The organism is Enterobacter cloacae complex sp. IR5384 (assembly GCF_049237265.1).
In the GTDB taxonomy this organism is placed as follows: domain Bacteria; phylum Pseudomonadota; class Gammaproteobacteria; order Enterobacterales; family Enterobacteriaceae; genus Enterobacter; species Enterobacter cloacae.
Genome location: NZ_JBMKHJ010000018.1, coordinates 1 through 22,288 on the forward strand (window position 1 = coordinate 1; position 22,288 = coordinate 22,288).

Annotated in this window: 22 protein-coding genes; 14 read left to right on the plus strand and 8 right to left on the minus strand. The window is 48.6% G+C overall.

Annotation, left to right across the window (positions count from 1 at the left end):
• The first annotated feature begins 1,158 nt into the window (after positions 1–1,158).
• Complete coding sequence (locus tag ACOTX3_RS15310; RefSeq protein WP_058679670.1) at positions 1,159–1,626, plus strand: hypothetical protein; 468 nt, start codon at positions 1,159–1,161, stop codon at positions 1,624–1,626.
• A 399-nt stretch (positions 1,627–2,025) separates the two neighbouring features.
• On the opposite strand, the gene ACOTX3_RS15315 is transcribed toward ACOTX3_RS15310, so the two are convergent.
• A complete protein-coding gene (locus ACOTX3_RS15315) occupies positions 2,026–2,709 on the minus strand; it encodes a hypothetical protein (protein WP_058679173.1) in 684 nt (227 codons plus the stop codon).
• Positions 2,710–3,219: 510 nt separating this feature from the next.
• On the opposite strand from ACOTX3_RS15315, the gene ACOTX3_RS15320 reads away from it, so the two are divergent.
• Together ACOTX3_RS15320 and ACOTX3_RS15325 are read left to right on the plus strand one after the other, a co-directional pair.
• Positions 3,220–3,816: a hypothetical protein gene (locus tag ACOTX3_RS15320; protein ID WP_058679172.1), complete on the plus strand. Its 597-nt coding sequence runs from the start codon at positions 3,220–3,222 to the stop codon at positions 3,814–3,816.
• A 22-nt stretch (positions 3,817–3,838) separates the two neighbouring features.
• A complete protein-coding gene (locus ACOTX3_RS15325) occupies positions 3,839–4,195 on the plus strand; it encodes a hypothetical protein (protein WP_058679171.1) in 357 nt (118 codons plus the stop codon).
• 187 nt (positions 4,196–4,382) lie between these two features.
• Here the strand turns inward: ACOTX3_RS15325 and ACOTX3_RS15330 are convergent, their stop codons facing one another.
• Positions 4,383–6,029 carry a hypothetical protein gene (locus ACOTX3_RS15330; RefSeq protein ID WP_421634978.1) on the minus strand — a complete coding sequence of 549 codons (1,647 nt, stop codon included), beginning with the start codon at positions 6,027–6,029 and terminating at the stop codon, positions 4,383–4,385.
• On the minus strand, positions 6,026–7,078 hold the full coding sequence (locus ACOTX3_RS15335; protein ID WP_421631621.1) for a hypothetical protein: 1,053 nt from the start codon (positions 7,076–7,078) through the stop codon (positions 6,026–6,028). Before ACOTX3_RS15335 ends, ACOTX3_RS15330 begins: the two co-directional genes overlap by 4 nt.
• 386 nt (positions 7,079–7,464) lie before the next feature.
• Between ACOTX3_RS15335 and ACOTX3_RS15340 the strand changes: the two genes are divergently transcribed.
• The 4 genes from ACOTX3_RS15340 (at position 7,465) to ACOTX3_RS15355 (ending at position 9,483) form a co-directional block, all read left to right on the plus strand.
• Positions 7,465–8,085, plus strand: a complete 621-nt coding sequence (locus ACOTX3_RS15340; protein WP_044263717.1) for a recombinase family protein — start codon at positions 7,465–7,467, stop codon at positions 8,083–8,085.
• A gap of 217 nt (positions 8,086–8,302) precedes the next feature.
• Positions 8,303–8,530 carry a DUF2188 domain-containing protein gene (locus ACOTX3_RS15345; protein WP_176601164.1) on the plus strand — a complete coding sequence of 76 codons (228 nt, stop codon included), beginning with the start codon at positions 8,303–8,305 and terminating at the stop codon, positions 8,528–8,530.
• Between the two features lie 489 nt (positions 8,531–9,019).
• Entirely contained in the window at positions 9,020–9,271 is a 252-nt protein-coding gene (locus ACOTX3_RS15350) for a hypothetical protein (RefSeq protein ID WP_020686138.1), read from the plus strand.
• The gene (locus ACOTX3_RS15355) at positions 9,268–9,483 is read left to right on the plus strand and encodes a hypothetical protein (protein WP_013095877.1); all 216 of its coding nucleotides are present in this window, start codon (positions 9,268–9,270) and stop codon (positions 9,481–9,483) included. The genes ACOTX3_RS15350 and ACOTX3_RS15355 overlap by 4 nt, the downstream gene beginning before the upstream one ends.
• Before the next feature lie 78 nt (positions 9,484–9,561).
• Here the strand turns inward: ACOTX3_RS15355 and ACOTX3_RS15360 are convergent, their stop codons facing one another.
• Positions 9,562–10,983, minus strand: coding sequence for a PLP-dependent aminotransferase family protein (locus tag ACOTX3_RS15360; protein ID WP_058679168.1), 1,422 nt, complete (start codon positions 10,981–10,983; stop codon positions 9,562–9,564).
• A gap of 85 nt (positions 10,984–11,068) precedes the next feature.
• On the opposite strand from ACOTX3_RS15360, the gene ACOTX3_RS15365 reads away from it, so the two are divergent.
• From ACOTX3_RS15365 to ACOTX3_RS15375, 3 genes are all read left to right on the plus strand, one after another.
• Complete coding sequence (locus ACOTX3_RS15365) at positions 11,069–11,680, plus strand: YczE/YyaS/YitT family protein (RefSeq protein ID WP_013095879.1); 612 nt, start codon at positions 11,069–11,071, stop codon at positions 11,678–11,680.
• A gap of 77 nt (positions 11,681–11,757) precedes the next feature.
• A complete protein-coding gene (locus ACOTX3_RS15370) occupies positions 11,758–12,828 on the plus strand; it encodes a LacI family DNA-binding transcriptional regulator (protein WP_058679167.1) in 1,071 nt (356 codons plus the stop codon).
• Positions 12,829–12,931: 103 nt separating this feature from the next.
• Positions 12,932–16,024 carry a beta-galactosidase gene (locus ACOTX3_RS15375; protein ID WP_127869091.1) on the plus strand — a complete coding sequence of 1,031 codons (3,093 nt, stop codon included), beginning with the start codon at positions 12,932–12,934 and terminating at the stop codon, positions 16,022–16,024.
• 33 nt (positions 16,025–16,057) lie between these two features.
• Here the strand turns inward: ACOTX3_RS15375 and ACOTX3_RS15380 are convergent, their stop codons facing one another.
• Positions 16,058–16,879, minus strand: a complete 822-nt coding sequence (locus ACOTX3_RS15380; protein ID WP_045292924.1) for a nickel/cobalt efflux protein RcnA — start codon at positions 16,877–16,879, stop codon at positions 16,058–16,060.
• 134 nt (positions 16,880–17,013) lie between these two features.
• Here ACOTX3_RS15380 and ACOTX3_RS15385 point away from each other — a divergent pair, with 134 nt between their 5' ends.
• Positions 17,014–17,289, plus strand: a complete 276-nt coding sequence (locus ACOTX3_RS15385; RefSeq protein ID WP_014830896.1) for a metal/formaldehyde-sensitive transcriptional repressor — start codon at positions 17,014–17,016, stop codon at positions 17,287–17,289.
• Here ACOTX3_RS15385 and ACOTX3_RS15390 read toward each other — a convergent pair.
• Positions 17,270–18,847, minus strand: a complete 1,578-nt coding sequence (locus ACOTX3_RS15390; protein ID WP_058679165.1) for an EAL domain-containing protein — start codon at positions 18,845–18,847, stop codon at positions 17,270–17,272. The two genes, ACOTX3_RS15385 and ACOTX3_RS15390, sit on opposite strands and share 20 nt — an antisense overlap.
• A gap of 231 nt (positions 18,848–19,078) precedes the next feature.
• On the opposite strand from ACOTX3_RS15390, the gene ACOTX3_RS15395 reads away from it, so the two are divergent.
• Complete coding sequence (locus ACOTX3_RS15395) at positions 19,079–19,339, plus strand: type B 50S ribosomal protein L31 (protein ID WP_006176933.1); 261 nt, start codon at positions 19,079–19,081, stop codon at positions 19,337–19,339.
• Between the two features lie 2 nt (positions 19,340–19,341).
• A complete protein-coding gene (gene ykgO / locus ACOTX3_RS15400; protein ID WP_003859006.1) occupies positions 19,342–19,482 on the plus strand; it encodes a type B 50S ribosomal protein L36 in 141 nt (46 codons plus the stop codon).
• On the opposite strand, the gene ACOTX3_RS15405 is transcribed toward ykgO, so the two are convergent.
• Positions 19,479–20,189 carry a GNAT family N-acetyltransferase gene (locus ACOTX3_RS15405; RefSeq protein ID WP_023620096.1) on the minus strand — a complete coding sequence of 237 codons (711 nt, stop codon included), beginning with the start codon at positions 20,187–20,189 and terminating at the stop codon, positions 19,479–19,481. The genes ykgO and ACOTX3_RS15405 overlap by 4 nt on opposite strands.
• Positions 20,190–20,290: 101 nt before the next feature.
• Here ACOTX3_RS15405 and ACOTX3_RS15410 point away from each other — a divergent pair, with 101 nt between their 5' ends.
• Entirely contained in the window at positions 20,291–21,751 is a 1,461-nt protein-coding gene (locus ACOTX3_RS15410; RefSeq protein WP_058679164.1) for a PLP-dependent aminotransferase family protein, read from the plus strand.
• On the opposite strand, the gene ACOTX3_RS15415 is transcribed toward ACOTX3_RS15410, so the two are convergent.
• Positions 21,723–22,190, minus strand: coding sequence for a YlaC family protein (locus ACOTX3_RS15415; RefSeq protein ID WP_058679163.1), 468 nt, complete (start codon positions 22,188–22,190; stop codon positions 21,723–21,725). The genes ACOTX3_RS15410 and ACOTX3_RS15415 overlap by 29 nt on opposite strands.
• Positions 22,191–22,288: the final 98 nt, after the last annotated feature.

A 22,288-nucleotide genomic window follows, 5' to 3' on the forward strand; every position in this document is an offset into this window, starting at 1 on the left:
TGATGATCTGTTCGTCGGAAAAACGCTTCTTCATGGGGATGTCCTCATGTGGCTTATGAAGACATTACTAACATCGGGGTGTACTAATCAACGGGGAGCAGGTCATCTCAACTATATGATTTATTAGAACATATTTGATTCGTACTAAGCAGACTCATCGCTGAGAGCCTGCTTAGTGACGGGAGAGCATAAGGGACATCGTGTAGCCTACTGGTGATACACAGTTTTTGTACCACTAAGGCTATGGAGGAGAGATTTCAGTACTATAGCGTATAGCTATCAAGTACTTACCCAGAAATGGGTGGGGGCCCTGCCAGGTGCCGTTAGTACTAAATTGTGCTGGTTAATCAATTGATTATAGTGGTAGTACTACAACAGTACTGTACCACTCTCGATAGTACCGTCCAGCACAAAATCTTGCAAGGTAACGTGTTTCAATAGATTTATTATTATGTTTATTGATTTTTCTTTTTTATATCCTGCCTGACCGCAAGGTCGCATAAATTTATGCACCACTTAGAAAATACATGAATACTTCTAAAACAATTTACGAATGTATCAGTAAGAAAGTACAAAGATACTCGCTAAATCATCTAATAATGTACCAGTTAAAAAGTACAAAGATAGTGCCTAAATGATATATGATTTTTTGACTTGAATAGTAATGATATTGTCAAGAAAAAGTTGCAACTATTCCTTGATTGGGGCAATTTTGCCCGTTAACATATAGCCAATCGAACATAAACAGCAGCCGTAGGAGGTTAACCATGAGATGAGTTTTAATTTAGAGGAGTGACAAAATGTCAAAGAAAAACGGTAAAATACAAACCAAAAATAAGATCAGGACTAATAGGAAGTCATTGAACAAATCAGTACGAAAAAAAGAAAAGGTTAATTTCATTCAACTAACATTCTCTCAGTACGAGAATATCCTACTAGGTGATATGACAAGTGCCAGGATTTGTAATTTACTTAAAGTGAATTGCGATAAAGATTTCATTAGCAATCTACGCAAAAATAAAGTGCCAGAGTATAGTGAATGGTTCAAGAAGGTACGTGGAGTATAAACCCCGCCCATTTTCTTCTGAAATAGAAAGCCTGAGTATTAGGAATACATCAGGGCAATATTAATTAACATCTTCCATAGGGGTATTTATCATGGCAAAAAAAGAAAGGATTTATGACAATAAAAAGTTAGAAGAAGCATTAAAACGTGTTACTTACAGTGGCCTAACATCAGAAGCAACTCTAATAATTAACCAGACGATTCAAGAGTGTAAATCATTGGGAAAGTACAAGTTACCTGTTAAAGATGTCTTCTACATCGTCAAACACGCTACAGAGCTTTCAAAAGTACAGGTTAAGTATTATCTTATCTTAACCCGTTCAGAACAGATGAAGACATTAGCAGCAAGTGAATCTTCTATCGAGAAATACAAATTAGCCTGTACCGCAGTTGCTACAGCACTGGATAAGTTTGTAGAAGAGGGGGGAATACTATGTGGATTAAAGAAAGCATCACCTGGTAAGCCATTGACTGATGAACAGCATAACGCAGTACAGGAACTATTGGACAGTAAAGCCTCGGCGAAAGCTCTAATCGCATATCTACGAACAGTTACTTAAACATAACTATAACCGTAACTTAAAACTGAAAAATACGGTTATTGTAGTTGCTAGTGAGTGGTTATGCGGGTAAAGGCATGTGAAATCAGTATCTTACGCATATTCTATTCAGTAAAATGAATAACCGTAACTTAATATAATATTACCTTTGACTGATATTTTAAATGTATTTGTCTTACTGATATTCAGTTTCTAAAGAGCCTAACTCGCTTTGCTCGTTAGTCTCTATAAAAACCAAATATTAGATCGTAACTTTGCGTTTTTCTCGCCAGTACTCGAAAGAACGCCAAAGCCCTTACTCGCTCTCGCTCAGACAGATAACAGTACTGACAAATGAAGTACTCAAAGTATTTTTAGGTCGGATTATCAATTTACAAGGGGCATCAAATGCCCCCATGTTTATGATTTTATGTAATTAGGATTTCTGAATCTAAAGAATCGTGGTGATTCTTTATCATTGTTCGATATGTCTGCAACAGTTTTATCGCAGTAATATAAGGTCGTTCCAGTGCTATATATGATAAGGATAATATAAGAGACATTTAATACCATGCTTTGATTCCATATCTGGTGCATGGAAAGTATAAAGCAAGCGTACCATATAGCTATAATTAGCTTGCTTAGAAATATATTAATCTTAGTGACTGATGGGCGTTTGGTTCTATGGTTTTCGAAGAAGAAAAGTTTATAAAGGTTTCCTGTGACATAATATTCAATTTTATCAATTATAAACTCCCAGTTTTCTTGCCAATACTTACTACCGATATTCACATAACAAAAACATAAAGCAAAAACAGAACCAATGATCGCAAGTGCAGGGGCTAAGAAAGTATAGTTTTTATGGGTGAACAAATAACCAAATGCAGCTGTTATTACAGTGAAGAATGCGAAGAAGTATGTAGCACGCTTCCAATAGAGATCTATTTCAAACTTTCTTATGTCGTGGGCTTTATCAAGTGCAAGGGTGATTTTTTTATGATCAATTGAATCTTGGATGATTGGACCTTCACAATCAATAAATTCTGCGAAAAAGTCCTTATCTTCTGGTCTTATTTCAATAACTTCTTTATTATTCTCGTCCATAATCAAATCGCTTTAGGATAAAACGGAAGTATACAAAGAATTTATTCGTTCTGTATACTACGAGAAAGTACTCCCCCTTGCTAATGGGTAGGTTTGTTGGGTGTGAGGGGTAATACTCAAAACGGCAGTTATTCTTGTCCACAAAACCAACCATCTTCCCTCGCCAGATAAGCTAACCCTTCCAGTACTGACCAGAGCGAAGCGACTTCGATCCGATTTATCCCCCTCCATGATGGTGTTCCCGACAAAACGCACAAGAAGCCCCCCTGAAAGCGATTTTAGCCAAAGGCTGAAATCCCAAGCCATATGCGATAAAGAGACCTTAGCGGTTTTCTGAGGGCGTTTAAACGGCAGACCCAAACCATACTTCTGGTGTTTCCGAAGTACTGACCAACGTCTGATCGTTTTTACCTATTGATTTTCCTTCAATTAATAGATATCGATAGATTTAAACGATCAAAAATTAAAAATTGATCGTTTTTGGCGATCAATGTATTGCGAAGTGATACTATGATTGCCTTTGATACACAACGTTTGAGGGATTTTATGGCCGGGCTTGTCGTTTTCATCATTTGTGTGATCCTTGCAGTACTTACTTTCAGGAAAGTTTCAAACTATTCCAGAAATAAAGGTCGGGGAAAGTTCCGTACTTTGATTACGTCGTTAGGCATGAGTTTTATTGTCTTTGTCGTTTCGGTAGGTATCGGTTCCGGGGTTGTTTCACAAGATAAAAGTACTGATGCAAAGGCTTCAACGTCTACCAGTACTGAAAAGGCCAAAACCAATGTTTATAAATGCGATAAGTTCGATGCAATAATACAAACTCGACAGGGAACAAAAAGCGATTCAGGTTACTATTCAGATAAAGGAATTTTAATTTATTATACTATATCCGATAATGAATTAATCAGTCGAATGCCAATTCCCGGCGATAAAGATAGTGTGTATACTGCTAAATTCAACAAGATTGCAGCAGATGGTTCAAGGAAGTACGGAAATTCGTCAAGTAATTATTTTGTATCTGTACTTAATGATAATAATATAAAAGTAATTGATGTTGAATTTAACCATAATGCAACCATTACACAAATTTGTTCTAAACAATGATTATATTCAAGGGGAAGAACAGATGAAAAGAGCATTATCAGTACTGTTGTCGATAGTTCCATTAACCACAATTGCGGCTACTATTCCTGACGGTAAAACTGAAAAGCCGTTCGTAATTGATGGGGAAGTTATTTGTTTGAAAGAAATTCAGAAGCAAATCACCCCTTATCTCAAATCTTTTGAAGAAGAAAGCGGGGTTAAGTACAAGTACAATGTTAAATCTGGTTTATCGTACAAAGATACTGTAGGGCTGCGGTTACAGATCAATCGTGTGGATTCGGGATTGGATATGCGTGTTGCGGATCTTGATTACTACTGGTTACAGGAACGCGGCAGCCTGTGTCAACCAACATACATGATAGTTGACCGTTCTCAATGAACACGAGCTAGATAAGGTCGCGGAAGCGGCCTTCGTCGAGGACAATTGAAACGCCGATAACATTACTGGCCTTAAACAAAGAAAATTATAAAATTATAGTTTTCTTGCTTTTAGTGCTAAAAGTAAAGGAATCGTTTACGCAAATAAAAATAAAGGCTATTTTTTTCTACACGAATTAAAATATCACTTAATTTGTATTTAGATCTTGATTTTGCAATTTCTGCTTTGTATTTTGTGGCTGTGGCTGTGGCTGTGGCTGTGGCTGTGGCTGTGGCTGTGGCTGTGCTTTTACCTCTTCTTCTAATTTATTACTCGGTGACATATTATTATCTAAGCAAAACAACCCCAATACCACTATTGCAATAACAGCATTAAAACTATTCCAAATAATTGAAAATCTTTTCCGTCGGGACTCTATGTATGCAGTGTCATCTGCTTTTAATTTTTCTGTATTAATTATGTTATTTAAATCGTCTTCATTAAGAAGATCTTTATATCTGTTTTTGATTGTGTCATAACGGCTGAGTAATCTATCTTTTTCTTCCAATACTTCTTTATTTGTAAAATACCAATAGACAACAGAGAATAAAATAAACACCAGAGTTACAACTAGAGTTTCTAAGGTTACAGTTCCTCTATAACTATTAGATGTGATTATCTTAATGAGAAATACCGAAATAAAGAATGTTATAATACTCCAAAAACTAGTTTTGAAGGTGGAAAACATGTTTTTAGTAATGTCAGATGCTTTGTCTGATTGCCCAACGAGAAACTCAGAGATTTTATTTTTTATTTCAATGTATTGCTTTACATTATCCTTAAGGTATATGTCATAGCCCGATTCTATGGACTTTAATGTGCCATGATTTATCGATGTCATACTCTTATCCACCATATGAATGGATATTATATTTCGAGCAAGACCAATTTTATCTATGAAGTTGCCGCTATTATAGACCCACTTGTAAATATCGAAAAGCTCACTTGTACTGTTATTGCTCATGTCATTTATTGCAATAACTTCACTGATTAGTCTATAACCTTTGAATTTATAATCAATATATAAATCATTACTATCATTCTCAACTGAAATTTCAGATGTATCAGCGAGATAAACAATGAGAAAAGTTGTTAATAGAGAATCAAATGTGTTTTTTATATCAGAATGACAAGACCCTGAAGGGGACAGGAAAAAATCATCGGGAATGAATTTATATTGTGAATCATTTATAAAATGGCAGCTTTTATTTCTTTTTGAGATGATGGAATCCCGGGCTATGCTGAGAGTATTAGAACCAACCAAATCTTTTTGGCTAACAAATTTGATTGTTTCACTACCAAAGGAGTTAATGTCGTCCCAGACATTAAAAAGCAACTCCTTATGTAGATCAAAGCAGTTAAGATATGTCAGAATACTGGATACATTCGCCCCAAAGACATTTTTGATGAAATTATCAAAGTTAAATATATGTATTTTATTGTCTTTATCTAAGGCGATTTTTTTATCAATAGAAATGCAAATAATAATGGTATCATCAGTTTCTGAAAATTGAATAGCATTGTCAATTTTATCTTTAACTTGTTGAAGATCACTACAATATTCTGGGGAAATAAGAAGGGTGAATGAATCACAAGTCTGAAACTTAAAGTCAATTTCAATATCTAGATTGTTAGCTATGACTTCATTTGTTAATTCTTCCACCCGTTGAGAATAATCTTGATGGATAGTAGTTTCTAAAATACGATATTCAGCCTTAAATAAATGAAAGTTGTCGCAAGAAGAAACTTCTTGCGATGGCATGAATAAATCGGCTATTTTAGATACTATATTCATACGTTATCTTCTTTTCCTGCACTAAATTCTTCGTAACCAGTATCTGAGTAGATTTTCAGATATTTACCTAACGCATCTGATTCGGGAACAATTTTTTTACGGAAATCAGCAACTTCCCCGTTGATTCTTAATTCAATGTTGTCCGACAAAGCTATTGTTTTCTTTATTCTAGCACGAATTACATTTGGTTCTAATTGAAATTGCCTATCAAATTTCGAGTTTTTATGATCTGGTAATGCTTTAAATTTCTCGATTATTTGGTCGAAACGTTCATCAATAGCAGGGCTTTCTGGCTTATGTGAACGTACTTTCTCTACTAATTCATCGTATGCAAATTGCTCATTGTTTCTAAAGTAAGCAATAATGTCATTACGCATATACCAATAATCCACGGAAGAGTGCTTTTCTACTTCCCTTTTAAGGAAGTTTTCAATTGAACCAAACGCATTTTTTGTATTAAGTTCAGAACTTTGAAGTTCTATAGTACTGAGGAAGTTTTTCCACCAATATTCACTAATTGAAGCTCCACTATCCGATATAAGAATCTCTTCAACATCATATGTGTTGCTGAAGCTAACTAAACATGATTTTTGGAGCCTTTGACGATTAAGAGGAAGTCCTTTTTTGATTTTTGACTCTATCTCATCAAAAAAATCGCTATGTTCAATTTTAAGTATTACGAAATTGAAATTATTGTCACGAGAAAGTGATAAAATTAATAAGGCTCCTTTTTTAATTTTTTTCTTCATAGCCTTAATTTTATCTTGAGCATCTATTTCCACGGACAAAAGTTTTTCAGCAATTCCAAGTGTTCTCTTGTCCCACTCGTTTTGATCATTAACAAGCACGTTAAGATGAGCAGGGACAAATTCTTCTATTGCTCTGAATTTAAAGGATTTGCTGCGAGTATTTTCCAGTAACTCATCTAACAATTGGCCGCAATACTTCTGAAAATCGCCCTCACCGTGTTCAAGGTCTACCCTACTTGCTTCTGCCTGTTCTACGGATATGTTAAACATTGCGTGTGATATAACTTTAAGTTCACTCATTGCTGATAAGTCCTTATAAGAAATCAAATCACAGCACTGGTTATTCATACAGTATATTCCGAATGAATCTATCTACCAGCACCTTTACAAAAAATTAGAAGAGGTTGTCACTAACATAAACACTGCCGACTGCGATACATCTAATTAAACATGAAAAATTCTCTATAAGCCAGACAGTTAGCTCGATTTGTCTATGCGTAAATGGATATTATTTCATTGGAAATAGTAACTTATTGTTATTGATGTGCAGTATTCCTAGTGCATCATATGTATACCTCAAGCAGACCTACACAGATCTCCATTCAAAGTGGTTCATTAAATTGGTTTTACAACCTAAAACAGACTGTATATAATGAACCACCTAAAGCAGACTGATGGTGGTTATCATGCGTGTATGGGCATATCTAAGAGCATCCACGAAAGAGCAAGATGCGAATAGGGCATTGAAAGAGTTAGAGGCTTTTGCTCATTCACATGATCTGAAAATATCAAAGTACTTCAAAGAGAATGAATCAGGTGCAAGCCTCCAACGTCCTCAATTATTCTTACTCTTAGAAATTGCTGAACGGGGCGATATTATTCTTTGTGAACAGATCGATAGGATCTCTAGACTCACAGCAGAAGATTGGAAAACCCTACGAGCACTCATCGAATCCAAGGGGATCAGGGTTGTATCGTTAGATTTGCCTACGAGCCATCAGCTTTTGCATGTTCAGGATGAGTTCACCGCTCGTATGTTTGAAGCAATGAATTCAATGATGCTCGATATGCTGGCGGCAATCAGTCGCAAGGACTATGAAGATCGCCGCAGACGACAAAAGCAAGGTATTGAAAAGGCCAAGAGAGAGAAAAAGTATCGTGGTCGTCCAGTTGATGAGAACTTGCATCATAAAGTACAAGAATTACTGTCTGACGGTAAAAGCTGGAGCAAAATTCAGGCTTTGATCGGTTGTTCAAGGGCTACTATCGCAAAGGTGGCTAAAAACTCATCTCTTACAGAAGAATAGTGGGTAAGAAAGGGCAGAGTAGACCAGCACTGCCAGATTGTTAACAAATATAGCGGCATAGGGTTAATGAAGGGTACTTACAGTTTTGTAGTGAACGAATCCTTTCGATATCTATCCACTTTTTGTGATGAAAATCAATTTAAACACAATATGTAGTGTTGAGTGGTTGGTTTTGTCGCTATATGCTGATGTTTCCATGGAAATAGAGGGTTCGATTATGGGTAAAGATCAGCATGTTGTTCCTCATGATGGCGGTTGGGCCGTTAAGGGTGCAGGAAACAGTAAAGCGACATCCGTTCATTCAACAAAGCAATCTGCGGTGGAAGCTGCAAGAGGGATTGCTACAAATCAAAGAAGTGAGCTTGTGATCCATAACAAGGATGGCAGGATCGCAAAAAAAGATTCGCATGGTAACGATCCTTGTCCACCAAAGGACAAGAAGTAACTGAATAAGGGGCTTGTCGCCCCTTTTTTATGTACATCGGATAAGCACTTCCGACACTATAAATTTCGAAAAGTACATGTCATGTCCCCAACCCTTAAAGCACGTTACCTTGCAAGATTTTGTGCTGGACGGTACTATCGAGAGTGGTACAGTACTGTTGTAGTACTACCACTATAATCAATTGATTAACCAGCACAATTTAGTACTAACGGCACCTGGCAGGGCCCCCACCCATTTGTGCTTCTGGCAACATCTCCCCGTTTTTTACTTCCTTCCGGCATGGCTATTCCACAGAATTAACAGGGTTTAATTCGTGGTGTAATATATATTTCATCGCGCTGAAATATTACTGTCATAAACTTGTAATAATAGACTGTCATTTTATTTCTGGGCGTCTTTTTTCTGTCATAAGTTAAAAATATATATCTGGATTACATTGTTAACATCGTGTATTAAATAAAGCACTTATTCCGAAGGGAAGTGACAATCATGGCTACTGCGGTATTAAACGTTAAGATTGACGAAGCGCTAAAAGAAAGACTTCGCCACTATGCGGAAGTGAATAACGAAAACTTAAGCGTGACCACAGAGAAGTTGCTGCTGCTGGCATTTGAAGCCGCAGACGAGGTGGGAGTATCGGAAGAGGATATTGATAATCAGCATACGGAAGAAGAGAGTGTAACGCCTTTTACTCCTAAAGAAATCAAAGCCCTACGTAAACTTCTGAAGAAGAGAAAATGAAACAACAACTATCGACCGCCAGTGACTACAAAGAAGCCTGCGATCTGTTGCGTTCAGGCTACGTGAAGCATGTCCGTCTTGGCTGGAATGTAGGAAGTGATGAGTTCTTTCGTATTGCGTCTGACTGGTGTGATACCGGCGCAAAAATAAAGAAAGACGGTGAAAGTTTTGTTATTTCACTGAAAGGTTTTCCTATTCCTCCTCAGCACTGATTCCTGACTGGTGAAAACTGCTGACTGCCGTATGACAGTCAGCAGTTTTTATTTTATGATCCACTTCAAACTTTTATATTAAACAAGACTGCGTTTTACCGACGGCGCGGTTTTATTTAATGCGAGCCAAACCGGTTTGATTCGTAGCAACGCCTGCTCAAGCTCTGCCGACTCGAGCGAGAAGGGCACGCGTAAGTAGCGGTCAAACGCACCCGATAACCCAAAGCGTGTGCCGGTTCCCAGATTAATCCCCAACATCTCTGCACGTGCGGCGAGTTGTGTCGCCAGCATGCCCGGCAGCTCGATCCAGTAGGATAGCCCGCCTTCCGCCTCCTGAAACCGCCACTGGGGAAAATGTTCGCGCAGCAGTTCACCGCAGCGGTCGCGTCGCTCCTTCAGTATTTTCCGGCGCGCAGGCAGAAATGTCTCGCTATTGTTGATAAGCCACAGCGTGGCCAGCTGTTCCAGCAGCGGCGAGCCTAAATCCAGCGTATCCCGCGTCTGGGCAAGTGTGGCAATGGTGCGCGACGAGGCGCGGATCCAGCCGAGGCGCAGCCCACCCCAGAAACTTTTTCCCGCCGAACCCAGGGTGATCACCGTAGCCTGCTGGTTAAACGACGCCAGCGGCGGCGGGGGCGGTGCTTCAAACCAGAGATCGACCATCGTTTCATCGACCACCAGCGTGGTACGGGTGCGAGCGGCAATGTCGGTTATTGCCTGACGGGTGGCGATATCCATGCATCGCCCTGTTGGATTGTGAAAATCCGGCATCAGGTACGCCAGGCGCGGTGCTGTCTGTGCCAGCGTGGCGGCAAAGCCATCCGTATCCCAGCCGCTTTCCGGCAGCGACACGCCCACCGGCCGACACGATGCCCCCTGGATGGCTGCAATCGCCAGCGGATAGGTGGGATGATCGACCACGACGCGATCGCCCGGGCTGGCCATCATCCGCAGTACCAGCGCAAAACCGCTGACGGCACCATTAACCACCATCACTTCGTCTGCGCGGGTCGGCAGCCCGCGTGCGGTATAGCGAGCGGCAATGGCGTCGCGCAGAGCCGTCAGGCCGAGCTGATCGTAACCGGTCAGCGTAAGATGCTGGGTGATCGCGGTGAGCGCCCAGGTGTAAGCCTGGTGGATCTCTGGCCCGGCATTCAGGGCGGCAGTGGAGAGATCCAGCGCTGCGCTTGCCGCTGAAAGCGTCGGTACGGCACGGGTATCGGGCAGGATCACGCGTGAACCGCTGCCGTGGCGGCTCTCCAGATACCCTTCCTCTCGTAGATGGGCCAGCGCGCTGCTGATGGTCGTCCGGCTTACATCTAACGCCGTGGCCAGTTCACGTTCACCGGGCAGGCGCGTGCTCAAAGCCAGCCTGCCGTCGAGGATCAGCAGGCGCAACGCGTCGGCCAGCTGTCGCCAGAGCGGGGTTCGGGACGGGGTTTGTTGCCAGTGGCCCAAAAGGCGAACCAGCGACTGACTTCCGAAACGGCGTGATGACATATGCAGTCCACTATTTGAAAACTGGACATTAATCATAGTGCCATTTTCGAACAAGATGAAAGCCTGGTTCACTGGAGAAGCTAAAATGGTACGTCGTCTGCTGCAACTGTACGTAGGTTTAGGCCTGTATGGGCTTTCAACCGCGATGTTTATTCGTTCGGATCTGGGGGTTGACCCGTGGGATGTGTTTCACCTTGGGGTGGGATTACAGCTGGGGATGACCATCGGTACGGTGATTATTTTGACCGGCGCTGCGGTGCTGCTGCTGTGGATCCCGCTGCGTCAGATGCCTGGGCTGGGAACGCTCAGTAACGTAGTCTGTATTGGCCTGGCGGCGGATGCCTCGATGGCCCTTATCCCCGAGCTGGATCTTCTCCCCATTCGGATTGCTCTGCTGGTTGGGGGCATTGTGCTGAACGCGATAGCAACCGGTATGTATATCGGTGCCGGGTTCGGGGCGGGCCCACGCGATGGACTGATGACCGGCATTCACGCCCGGCTGGGGTGGTCAATCCGCAGCGTTCGAACCTCAATTGAAGTGAGTGTTCTGCTGATTGGCTGCGTCCTTGGCGGAACGTTTGGCGTCGGGACGGTACTGTATGCCCTGACCATCGGCCCGCTTATCCAGCTCTGTTTGCCGTGGTTCCGTCAGAAGCCGCGTACGGATAACGTTCCTCAGCCAGAGCGGGTTGTTTAATTTTGCGAAGCGCTCACAGGTATTAATGGCCGCGCTGTGCCACAATAGACGGCTCTGTTAACACCAAGCCGGAACGCATGAAAGCCATTACCCTCTATGATGTTGCCCTCCTTGCGGGGGTGTCTTATCAAACCGTTTCCCGTGTGATTAACGACGCGGAGCATGTTTCTGCCCGGACACGGGAAAAGGTGCAGCAGGCCATGGCGGAGCTGCACTATGTTCCTAACCGTGGCGCGCAGCAGCTGGCGGGCAAGCGCACCCGTACGCTGGGACTGATCACTACCGATCTGGCGCTGCATGCGCCTTCGCAAATTGTCTCTGCGGTCAAATCCCGGGCGGTAGAAAAGGGGGCGAGCGTACTGATCTCAATGGTGGAACATCCGCAACAGTGCCAGGCCGCGCTTCAGGAGCTGCTGGCACAGCGCGTGGAAGCCCTGCTGGTGAACGTGCCGTTTGACGATCCCCATGCCGAACAACTCAAGGCACTGGCGTCGCCCGTGCCGGTGCTGTTTCTGGATGTCTCTCCGTCGGCAGCGGTCAACAGCCTGGTGTTCAATGCTGAACAGGGCGCTCGTCTGGGCGTTGAACATTTGCTGTCGCTCGGGCATCAGCGTATTGCATTGCTGAGCGGGCCGGAAAGCTCTGTTTCCGCTCGTGCCCGTCTGGCGGCATGGAAAGCCGCGCTGGCGGAAGCTGGCCTTGAGGCGGCGGCGGTGGCCTACGGCGACTGGAGCGCAGCCTGCGGTTATGAGAAGGGGCATGCGCTGTTGTCTGCTGCAACGTTACCGGACGCCATTCTGGTGGCTAACGATCAAATGGCGCTGGGGGTGATGCGGGCCTGCGCGGAAAAAGGGGTGACGATCCCGGGCCAGATATCGATTGTGGGGTTTGACGATACCGCCGACAGCGCCTGGTTTTCACCTCCGCTTACCACCATCCGTCAGGCATTTCGCGAGGCAGGTGAACAAAGTGTGGAGTGGCTGCTGACTCCCGCCCGCCATGAAGCCTGCTGGCAGGTTCAGTTGCCCGTCACGTTGATTAGCCGACAATCCAGTGCCCGTCGCACCCCTCAGCAGGCCGATCGTGAGGATCTTGCGCAGCAGCTCAAAAGCCTGGCCCTGCTGGCAGAGCAACTTGCCCGCCAGTAACACTTTTGTGATCTGACTCGCTACACGGCGATCCCGCGCTTTACCGCGGCAGTTTGCCAGGGCATGTTGAGTGGAATTGTGAGCGCTTCGCAAAGAGGAAAACATGTCCAATACTGTCTCGCTGACTCTCAGCGCACTTCTGGCCCGTCGGGACTGGGAAAATCCCGGCGTCACCCAGTGGAACCGGCTGGCGGCGCATGCGCCATTTCACAGCTGGCGTAATGAACACGCCGCCAGAGAGGATGCGGCATCCATCAGCCGACGTTCCCTGAATGGGGAGTGGCGATTTAGCTTCTTTTCTGCACCTGAGCAGGTTCCGCAGGCATGGACAGGCGAAGATTGCCCGGATGCCGTTGCGATGCCGGTGCCGTCAAACTGGCAGATGCAGGGGTTTGATACACCTGTTTACACCAACGTCACCTATCCCATTCCCGTCAATCCGCCCTTTGTTCCGGCAGAGAATCCGGTCGGTTGTTACTCGCTCACATTTGAAGTGGAGGACGCGTGGCTCGAGGGCGGGCAAACCCGCATTATCTTTGATGGCGTGAACTCGGCGTTTCATCTCTGGTGCAACGGTCAGTGGGTGGGGTATTCCCAGGACAGCCGTCTGCCGGCCGAATTCGATCTCTCGGACGTGTTGCGTGCTGGCCAGAACCGCCTGGCCGTGATGGTTTTGCGCTGGTGCGACGGAAGCTATCTGGAAGATCAGGACATGTGGCGCATGAGCGGGATTTTCCGCGATGTGTCGCTGCTGCATAAGCCGGAGACGTACATCGCGGATTATCAGGTGGTCACCGACCTCAATGCGGAGCTGGATCGCGCCGTGCTGAAGGTAGATGTCGCCCTGGCGGGCGCTCACTTTGCGGAGTGCGAGGTGGCAATAACGCTCTGGCGCAACGGTGAACGCTGTGCCAGCGCCACCCGGCGGCCAGGCTCGGCCATTGTGGATGAACGTGGCAACTGGGCCGAGCGGTTGACGGTGGCGATCCCGGTTGCGTCACCCGCCTTATGGAGTGCTGAGACCCCAGCGCTTTATCGGCTGACGATCGCGCTGCTGGACCCGCAGGATGAGGTGCTGGAGATTGAAGCCTGTGACGTGGGCTTCCGCCGCGTTGAAATCAGCAATGGCCTGCTGAAGCTCAACGGCAAGCCACTACTGATCCGCGGGGTCAACCGGCATGAACATCACCCGGAAAACGGCCAGGTGATGGACGAAGCGACGATGTGTCGCGATATCGAAATCATGAAGCAGCACAACTTCAACGCCGTGCGCTGCTCGCACTACCCAAACCATCCTCTGTGGTACCGGCTTTGCGATCGCTATGGCCTGTATGTGGTTGACGAGGCCAATATCGAAACCCACGGCATGGTGCCGATGAGCCGTCTCGCTGACGATCCCCGCTGGCTGCCCGCCATGAGCGAGCGCGTGATCCGCATGGTGCAACGCGATCGTAATCATCCGTCCATTATCATCTGGTCGCTGGGCAATGAGTCTGGTCACGGTGCAAACCACGACGCGCTGTATCGCTGGCTAAAAACCGCCGATCCGACGCGCCCGGTTCAATATGAAGGCGGTGGGGCGAACACGGCGGCGACCGATATCATTTGTCCGATGTATGCCCGTGTTGATCAGGATCAGCCGTTCCCGGCGGTGCCGAAATGGTCCATTAAAAAATGGATCGGGTTGCCGGATGAAACCCGACCGCTGATCCTCTGCGAATACGCCCACGCAATGGGCAACAGCTTTGGCGGCTTCGCCAGATACTGGCAGGCGTTTCGTAGCCATCCGCGTCTGCAGGGAGGATTTGTCTGGGACTGGGTCGACCAGGCGCTGACGAAGAAAGATGAAAATGGCACCCCGTTCTGGGCCTACGGCGGCGATTTTGGTGATACACCCAATGACCGACAGTTCTGCCTTAACGGGCTGGTATTCCCCGATCGCACGCCGCACCCGGCACTGTATGAGGCTCAGCGTGCGCAGCAGTTCTTCACCTTTACGCGGGTAAGCACTTCTCCGCTGGTGGTGGACGTGCAAAGCGATTACCTGTTCCGTCATACGGATAACGAGCTGCTCAGATGGTCGGTGACCCGTGACGGAACGGTGCTGGCTAAGGGGGAGGTTACGCTCTCCATCGCGCCTCAGGAGACTCAGCGTCTGGACATCTCGCTGCCCGCGCTGACGGCGGAGCCGGGCGAGGTCTGGCTGAATGTAGAGGTGTACCAGCTGAAGGCGACGCCGTGGTCACCGGAAAACCATCGCTGCGCGTGGGATCAATGGCCACTCCCGGCACCGTTGTTTATCGCCCCGCCCGCACCGGTGGGTGTGCCGCCGGTACTGACGCAAACCGATGAGATGCTGACCCTGACGCACCAGCAGCAGCGATGGATAGTTGACCGTACCTCAGGACACCTGACGCAGTGGCTGAACAATGGCGTTGAAACGCTGCTCTCGCCGCTGACGGATAACTTTACCCGCGCGCCGCTGGATAATGATATCGGGGTCAGCGAGGCCACGCGTATCGATCCAAATGCATGGGTGGAGCGCTGGAAGGCGGCGGGGATGTACGACGTCACCCCGCGGTTGCTGCGTTGTGAAGGAGAGCAGCATGCCCGCGAGGCGGTAGTCACGACGCTGCATGCCTGGGAACATCTCGGCAAAGCGCTGTTCCTGAGCCGTAAAGTCTGGCGAGTGGACGATCAGGGTGTGCTGTACGGTGAGGTTGAGGTAGAGGTTGCGTCTGATATTCCGGAGCCTGCGCGTATTGGCCTGAGCATGCATCTTGCCCGGCCGCCGGAAGCCGTTCACTGGCTGGGGCTGGGGCCGCATGAAAACTACCCGGACAGAAAGCTGGCAGCACAGCAGGGGCGCTGGACGTTGCCGCTGCAGGCAATGCATACGCCGTACATCTTTCCGACGGAAAACGGCTTGCGGTGCGATACCCGTGAACTGGTGCTGGGGACGCATCAGTTGAACGGGCAGTTCCATTTCTCTGCGAGCCGCTACAGCCAGCAACAGCTGCGTGAGACAACCCATCACCATCTGCTGCGTGACGAGCCGGGGTATTGGCTCAATCTTGATGCGTTCCATATGGGCGTGGGTGGAGATGACTCCTGGAGCCCCAGCGTCTCGCCGGAATTCATCCTGCAAAATCGCCAGCTTCGCTATCGCTTTAGCTGGCGTCAGAACCTCAACTGACCTTAGGTGGCGGCCACGCGTTGGCCGCCTGGTTCAGGCCAGAATACCGCCTAACCCGTGCAGGATCATGTAACCCCCCACCAGGATAATCAGTGCCGCAGAGAACCACGGTGCTTTGCGTGAAAACTCGCTGAACCCCGGCCAGCGTTTTGTGGCATGTTTAAGGCTTAACGCGGCAATCGCGCCCGATGCCACCAGCGTTAACGCCAGACCAATACTGAAGCTAAATACCAGCGTGGCGCCCAGGGCAAAGTGCTTGAGCTGCAGGCAGATCAGCAGGACGGTGATTGACGCCGGGCAGGGGATCAACCCGCCGGTCAGCCCAAACATCGCAATTTGCCCGGTGGTGACGTTTTGTCCGTTAAAACGACGATTGATATCCTGCGCATGGGCGCGCTGGTGGGCGTCTTGCCACTCCTCTGCAACCAGTTGATGTTCATGGTGGTGATGATCATGATGGTGGTCATGGTCATGGTCATGGTCATGGTCATGGTGGTGATGATGATCGTGCGGCTGATTCTCCTTCCAGGTACGCCACGCCATCCACAGCGCGATCAAAACGATCAATACCCCAGAGATAAGCTGGAACCAGGGTTCAGAGGTTTGCGCATCCCAGCCGCGACCAAACCATAATCCCGCCATGGCAATGATCCAGACTACCGCGGTATGGGAAAGCGTGGCCGCCAGCCCCAACAATACCGCCTGTTTCAGCGTGCCACGGATCGCCACAATAAAGGCCGCCATCATTGTTTTAGAGTGGCCCGGCTCAAGACCATGCAGGGCACCGAGCAGGATCGCGCTGGGAATGAATAGCCATGCGTTGCCCTGTTGCAGAAGAGAAGCAAAATCGTTCATTACAAAATCCGCACTGGAAAAGGTGCGCAGATAGTACTCCCCCCCAGTAGTTGAATACTACCCCCCAGTAGAAAAATACTCAGGGGGAGTAGGGCGTGTTATGCTTTACCCGCCAGAAGAAGAAGGATGCAGAGATGTCACATACGGTTCGTCACAAGAAGATGTTATTGACTCGCCTGAAGAAAATTCAGGGGCAGAGCACCGCGCTGGAAAAAATGCTCAGTAACGACGAGCATGAGTGTGCCGAGGTATTACAGCAGCTGGCCGCGATCCGCGGTGCGGTGAATGGCATGATGCTGCAGGTGATCGAAGGCCATTTAACCGATCACGTCGTCAAAGAGCCTGAGGAAGATCAGCGTGAGGCCGATCTTGGCGTGGTTTTACAGGTGATCAAATCTTATCTGAAGTAGAAGGGGCGTTAAGGTTATTTTCTGCCCATGCCATAAATTCCGCTTTTGGCAGCGCCTTACTGTAGTACCAGCCTTGCCCGTATTGCACGCCGTGACGGTGCAGCCAGGCGAGCTGCCCTGCGGTTTCCACGCCCTCAGCAACCATCGCCAGCTTCAGTGATTTCGCCATTTCTATAATGTGTGGCGTTACGTTTTTGTACTCCAGCGCATCCACGAACGACTTATCAATTTTCAGCGTGTCGACGTCCAGATCCTGCAGATAGCTCAGGCTGGAATAGCCCGTGCCAAAATCATCGATGTAAATGGCGTGGCCCGAACGGCGAAAAGCGGCGATGGCCGGTGCGCTGATTTTGGGATCGGCAAAGCCGCGTTCGGTTAATTCAAGCGCTATCTGTTCCGGGCGGACTTGCCATTTATTGAGTAGCTGGCTCAGGAGCGGCGGCAGCTTGCCGGAGGTTAAATCTGCAGGCGCGAGGTTGACGGAGATATGCTGATCGGCATGGAGATGCAGCCAGTTGCCCATATCCTCGAACACTTTTTCGATCACCAGATGCGTGAGGCGCGAGATAAGCCCCGTTTGTTCCGCCAGCGGGACGAAACTGTCAGGCGACAGGCTACTCCCGTCAGGCTGAGGCCAGCGCGTTAGCGCCTCTGCGCCCACTATTTTCCCGCTACAGAGCGCCACAATAGGCTGGTAGTAAACCTCGAATTCACGGTTATTGATCGCATCAAGCAGGCGGTTACGCGGCGACTGGATGCGACGCAATATCCGCAGAACAAACAGGGCGGCAAGCAGGCTTATCAACATGCCAAACGGCAGCCAGAAAAGGAGCTGCCGGTGCCAGGTTTCCGCCAGCGGTTTCAGTGAAGCCCATGCAACAACGTTAATTCCCAGCTCCGGTACGGGCTTCATGACGTACATTGCACCGTTGTACTCAACACTGACCATCTCCTGATCTTGAATCATGTCGCGGATATGCGGATCCAGTTTGCTGCTGCTGGAGAACACGAGATGCGTTGCGTTCGCTACCAGGGCGGCATCGATAGCAATATTGGCGAAGGGGATCACATCCACCAGCGAGGCGGGATCGACCAGTACCAGATAATGTCCTTGCCCCAGCACGGCCATGTTGCGGTTGAAACCGAGTTCGTTTGGCCTCGTAAGCCACGCGCTATAGCCATCTTCCGTAATGCGCATGGGCGGCGGGAACGCGGTCGCTTTGCTGACCTGTTCCAGCGACGAGCACAGTGGTTTAAGGTTATCGGTGTAGATCACTTCCTGAACATAGAGCCACGAGAAGGCGATCCGGCGCATTTCCCGTAAATGCAAATGGCTACAGGGAGGGCCTTTAAAGGCCTGCAGCTGCGTGAGTGCTTCCTTGGCCTGCCCAACAACCCTGTCCGTACGCAACAGCACGCGTGAGGCATAGCTGTCCAGCGCATCGACAAATTTTTCTTCCGCCTGGCGATGCGCCAGCCAGATACTGAGGCAAATCGGTATCAGCACAGAAAAGATCAGTATGCCAGTCACCAGGCTGACCAGATGTCGGGTTTTCATGCTGCCGTGTCCTTCCTCATATGCCCACTCCAGGGCACTGAGACGCTTGCCAGAGGAGAAAGTTTTTACCGCGAAATGATATAGTTATAGCACGTGAGCGTCATGGTTTTCGTTCCGCAGCAGCGAAATCAAAAAATATCGTCGGAAATGTGATGCACTCTCGGGGGTTGTTTTTACCGCAGAGCCTGGATATTATTTTGTTATGTTATAACAAAACATGAGTGATTCACGATGAAACCCAATATCCATCCAGCCTATCGCACCGTGGTGTTTCACGACACCAGCGCCAATGAATACTTTAAAGTTGGTTCAACCATCAAGACTGACCGCGAAATTGAACTCGACGGTGAAACCTATCCTTACATCACCATCGAGGTCTCTTCAAAATCGCATCCGTTTTATACCGGCAAACAGAAAACCTTCTCGACGGATGGCAGCGCGGCGCGCTTCCGTAAACGTTTTGGCGGCTTTCTTAATGCGAAGCGGGGGTGATCATGCAGGTACTTAACTCGTTGCGGAGTGCGAAACAGCGTCACCCGGATTGCCAGATAGTCAAACGTAAGGGACGCCTGTATGTGATTTGCAAATCAAACCCGCGCTTTAAAGCGGTGCAGGGACGTAAAAAAAGACGCTAGACGCCCGTTTCACGCCAGCTTTCCAGGGATCTTTTCTGTTTGCCATCGGCAGTAAAATTGTCGGTGGCAAGCCAGCTTTCAAAGGCGCTCGCCAGCGCTGGCCACTCTTTGTCGATAATCGAAAACCAGTCCGTATCCCGGTTATGGCCTTTGGTGACCAGCGCCTGGCGAAAACGCCCCTCAAACAAAAAGCCCAGACGCAGCGCAGCCTTGCGGGAAGGCTCGTTCAGGCTGTTGCACTTCCACTCATAACGCCGGTAGCCCAGGGTATCGAACACGTATTGCATCAGCAGAAACTGCGCTTCGGTAGACATTGGCGTACGGCTCAACAGCGGGGAGAAATGAACGTGTCCCACCTCCACAACGCCATTTTTGGGGTCGATACGCATCAGGGCCAGGGTTCCCACCGGGGAGCGGGTCTGATTATCGAAGACGGTAAAGTGTATCGGGTCTGATAATTCACTCACGCTTGCCACCCATGCGGCAAATTCGCCTGCCGTGGCATCGGGTTCACGCAGAAGCCATGTCCAGCTTCGGGTATCCCCGGCGAGCGAATAAGCGGCAAACAGCGCACCGGCATGCTCCACCTGCAGCGGCTCAAGCCAGCAGTAGCGGCCCTGAAGGACCACCCGGGAAGGGTGCTGACGGGGCTGCCAGTCGATTAGCGCTTCGCCCACTGGCTGCCCAAACTGATTGAAAGTATTCATCTTCATCTCCGTGACGTTGTAAAGAGTTCCAGACTAGTGAAGAAGTGGTTCCTTAAAAAGGACCAACAGGCTATGTTTTGGTGGTACCACGAGGAGGGGCGATGAATATTCCTGGCGATGAACTGTATACCTTGCTGAATACGGCGCTGAAAAACCGCGGACAAGAGACGCTGCAGCGCACGCTTTATCTTTCATTGCGGGAGTACATATTGTGCGGCAGGTTACAGTCCGGTAGTCGCCTGTCTGGTTCCAGAACGCTGGCCGGGCACCTCTCCCTTTCCCGAAACACCGTTAATGGGGCACTGGAACAGCTCACCCTCGAAGGGTATCTGTTGCGTAGCCGCCAGGGAACGCGGGTGGCACCGCTGGCGGCCCGTCAGCTCGCGCAGGATTTACCGGCACCTGCGGTTGCGCTTGCCGGGCGGGTTAGCGCACTGCCTGCCCCTGTACCGCGTAGCACGCCGGTTCTGGCCTTTACGCCGGGGACACCGGCCATCAACTATTTTCCCTTGCCGCTCTGGCGGCGCCTGTACGATCGCGTGTTGCGGGAGGAGGGAAGTGCCCTGTTGGGCTACGGCGATCCCGCCGGGGAACCTGTTTTGCGGGCGGCCATTGCCCGCCACCTTGCGCTTTCCCGCGGGATTGACTGCGACGCCAGCCAGATTGTGATCACCGAAGGCGCACTGGAAGGCGTGAACCTCTGCACCCTGCTGTTGAGTGAGCCGGGCGATGTTGCCTGGGTGGAAGATCCCGGCTATGCCGGCGCAAAAAGCGCCTTTGTGAAAGCGGGTTTAGCCATAACGGGAATACCGGTTGATGGAGAGGGCATGTGCTGGGAAGGAACAGATGCGCCGTCCCCTTCGCTTATTTTTACTTCACCTTCACATCAGTTTCCGTACGGAAGTGTCCTCAGCGCGCGGCGGCGTCTGGCGTTACTGGATGTGGCGCGACAACATAACGCCTGGATTATCGAGGATGATTACGACAGCGAGTTTCGTTATAGCGGTGAGCCGGTACCGGCGATGCTGGGAATGATTAACCATGCGCCCGTTGTTTATCTGGGAACATTCAGCAAAACGTTATTCCCGTCGCTCAGAATGGGGTTTATGGTTTTCCCCCCGGCGCTGGCGAAAGCGGCACGCCCGGCCATCGGTTCGTTATTGCGCGGCGGGCATCGCGCCGAGCAGCGTACCCTGGCGCTGTTCATTGAAGAGGGCCACTATGCCCGCCATTTGGCAGCCATGCGTCGTCTCTATCGTAAACGCTACCGGCAGCTGCGTGAGGCTCTGAATACGGAGCTTCATGTACCACACCGGATTCTGGCGGGGGAAGGGGGCATGCATCTGACGGTGGCGATTGACGGAATTGACGACAGGCAACTGGTGGAACAGGCCAGGGCGTATCAGCTGGCTCCAGCGGCATTGAGCGGGTATTACCTTGATACAAAACAGGGGCAGAGCGGTCTGGTATTAGGCTACGGGAACACATCCGCTTCACTGTATGCGTCAGCTATCCGACGCATACAGATACTCATCACGCAACAGCAGGGCGGGAAAGGGTAAAGACATCATAGAAAGAGAGCTGGCCTTTGGTTGAGACCATTTTTTGCAGTTTCTCTTTTTGTTCGGTTTCTACCGCAGGGGAGTGCAGAATGCTGTCGATCAGTTCCGGCGGGACAAAACGGGTGTTGTACCACTCGCCGTTGTAGCAGACCCGGAAATCGAGCACGTCGATATCTTCATAACGATAACGCGGATGCACGTCAAAAAAGAAAAACGCGTTAAACACCACAAACAGCACCACAAGCAGCCAGACGGAGTCCACCAGCGTTTCGGATTTCAGCATGACAATCAGCGTTGCCAGCCAGGCGGCATACATTGCGACAAACAGGCCTGGATGTTTGCGAATAAAGCTAATGCTAAAGCGCGGGCGATTATCGCGCTTTTCGCGGGTGTTGAGATCGTCGATGGTGGCGGTAAGCAGGCGCTGTATTTCGGTCATTTTTTGCCTTCATGATTGTTGAATACAGGGGATCTGCCTATTTTAGGGGAGCCATTTGACTGAAAAAAGTAACAGTTACGCGCTGAAAGACCATAACA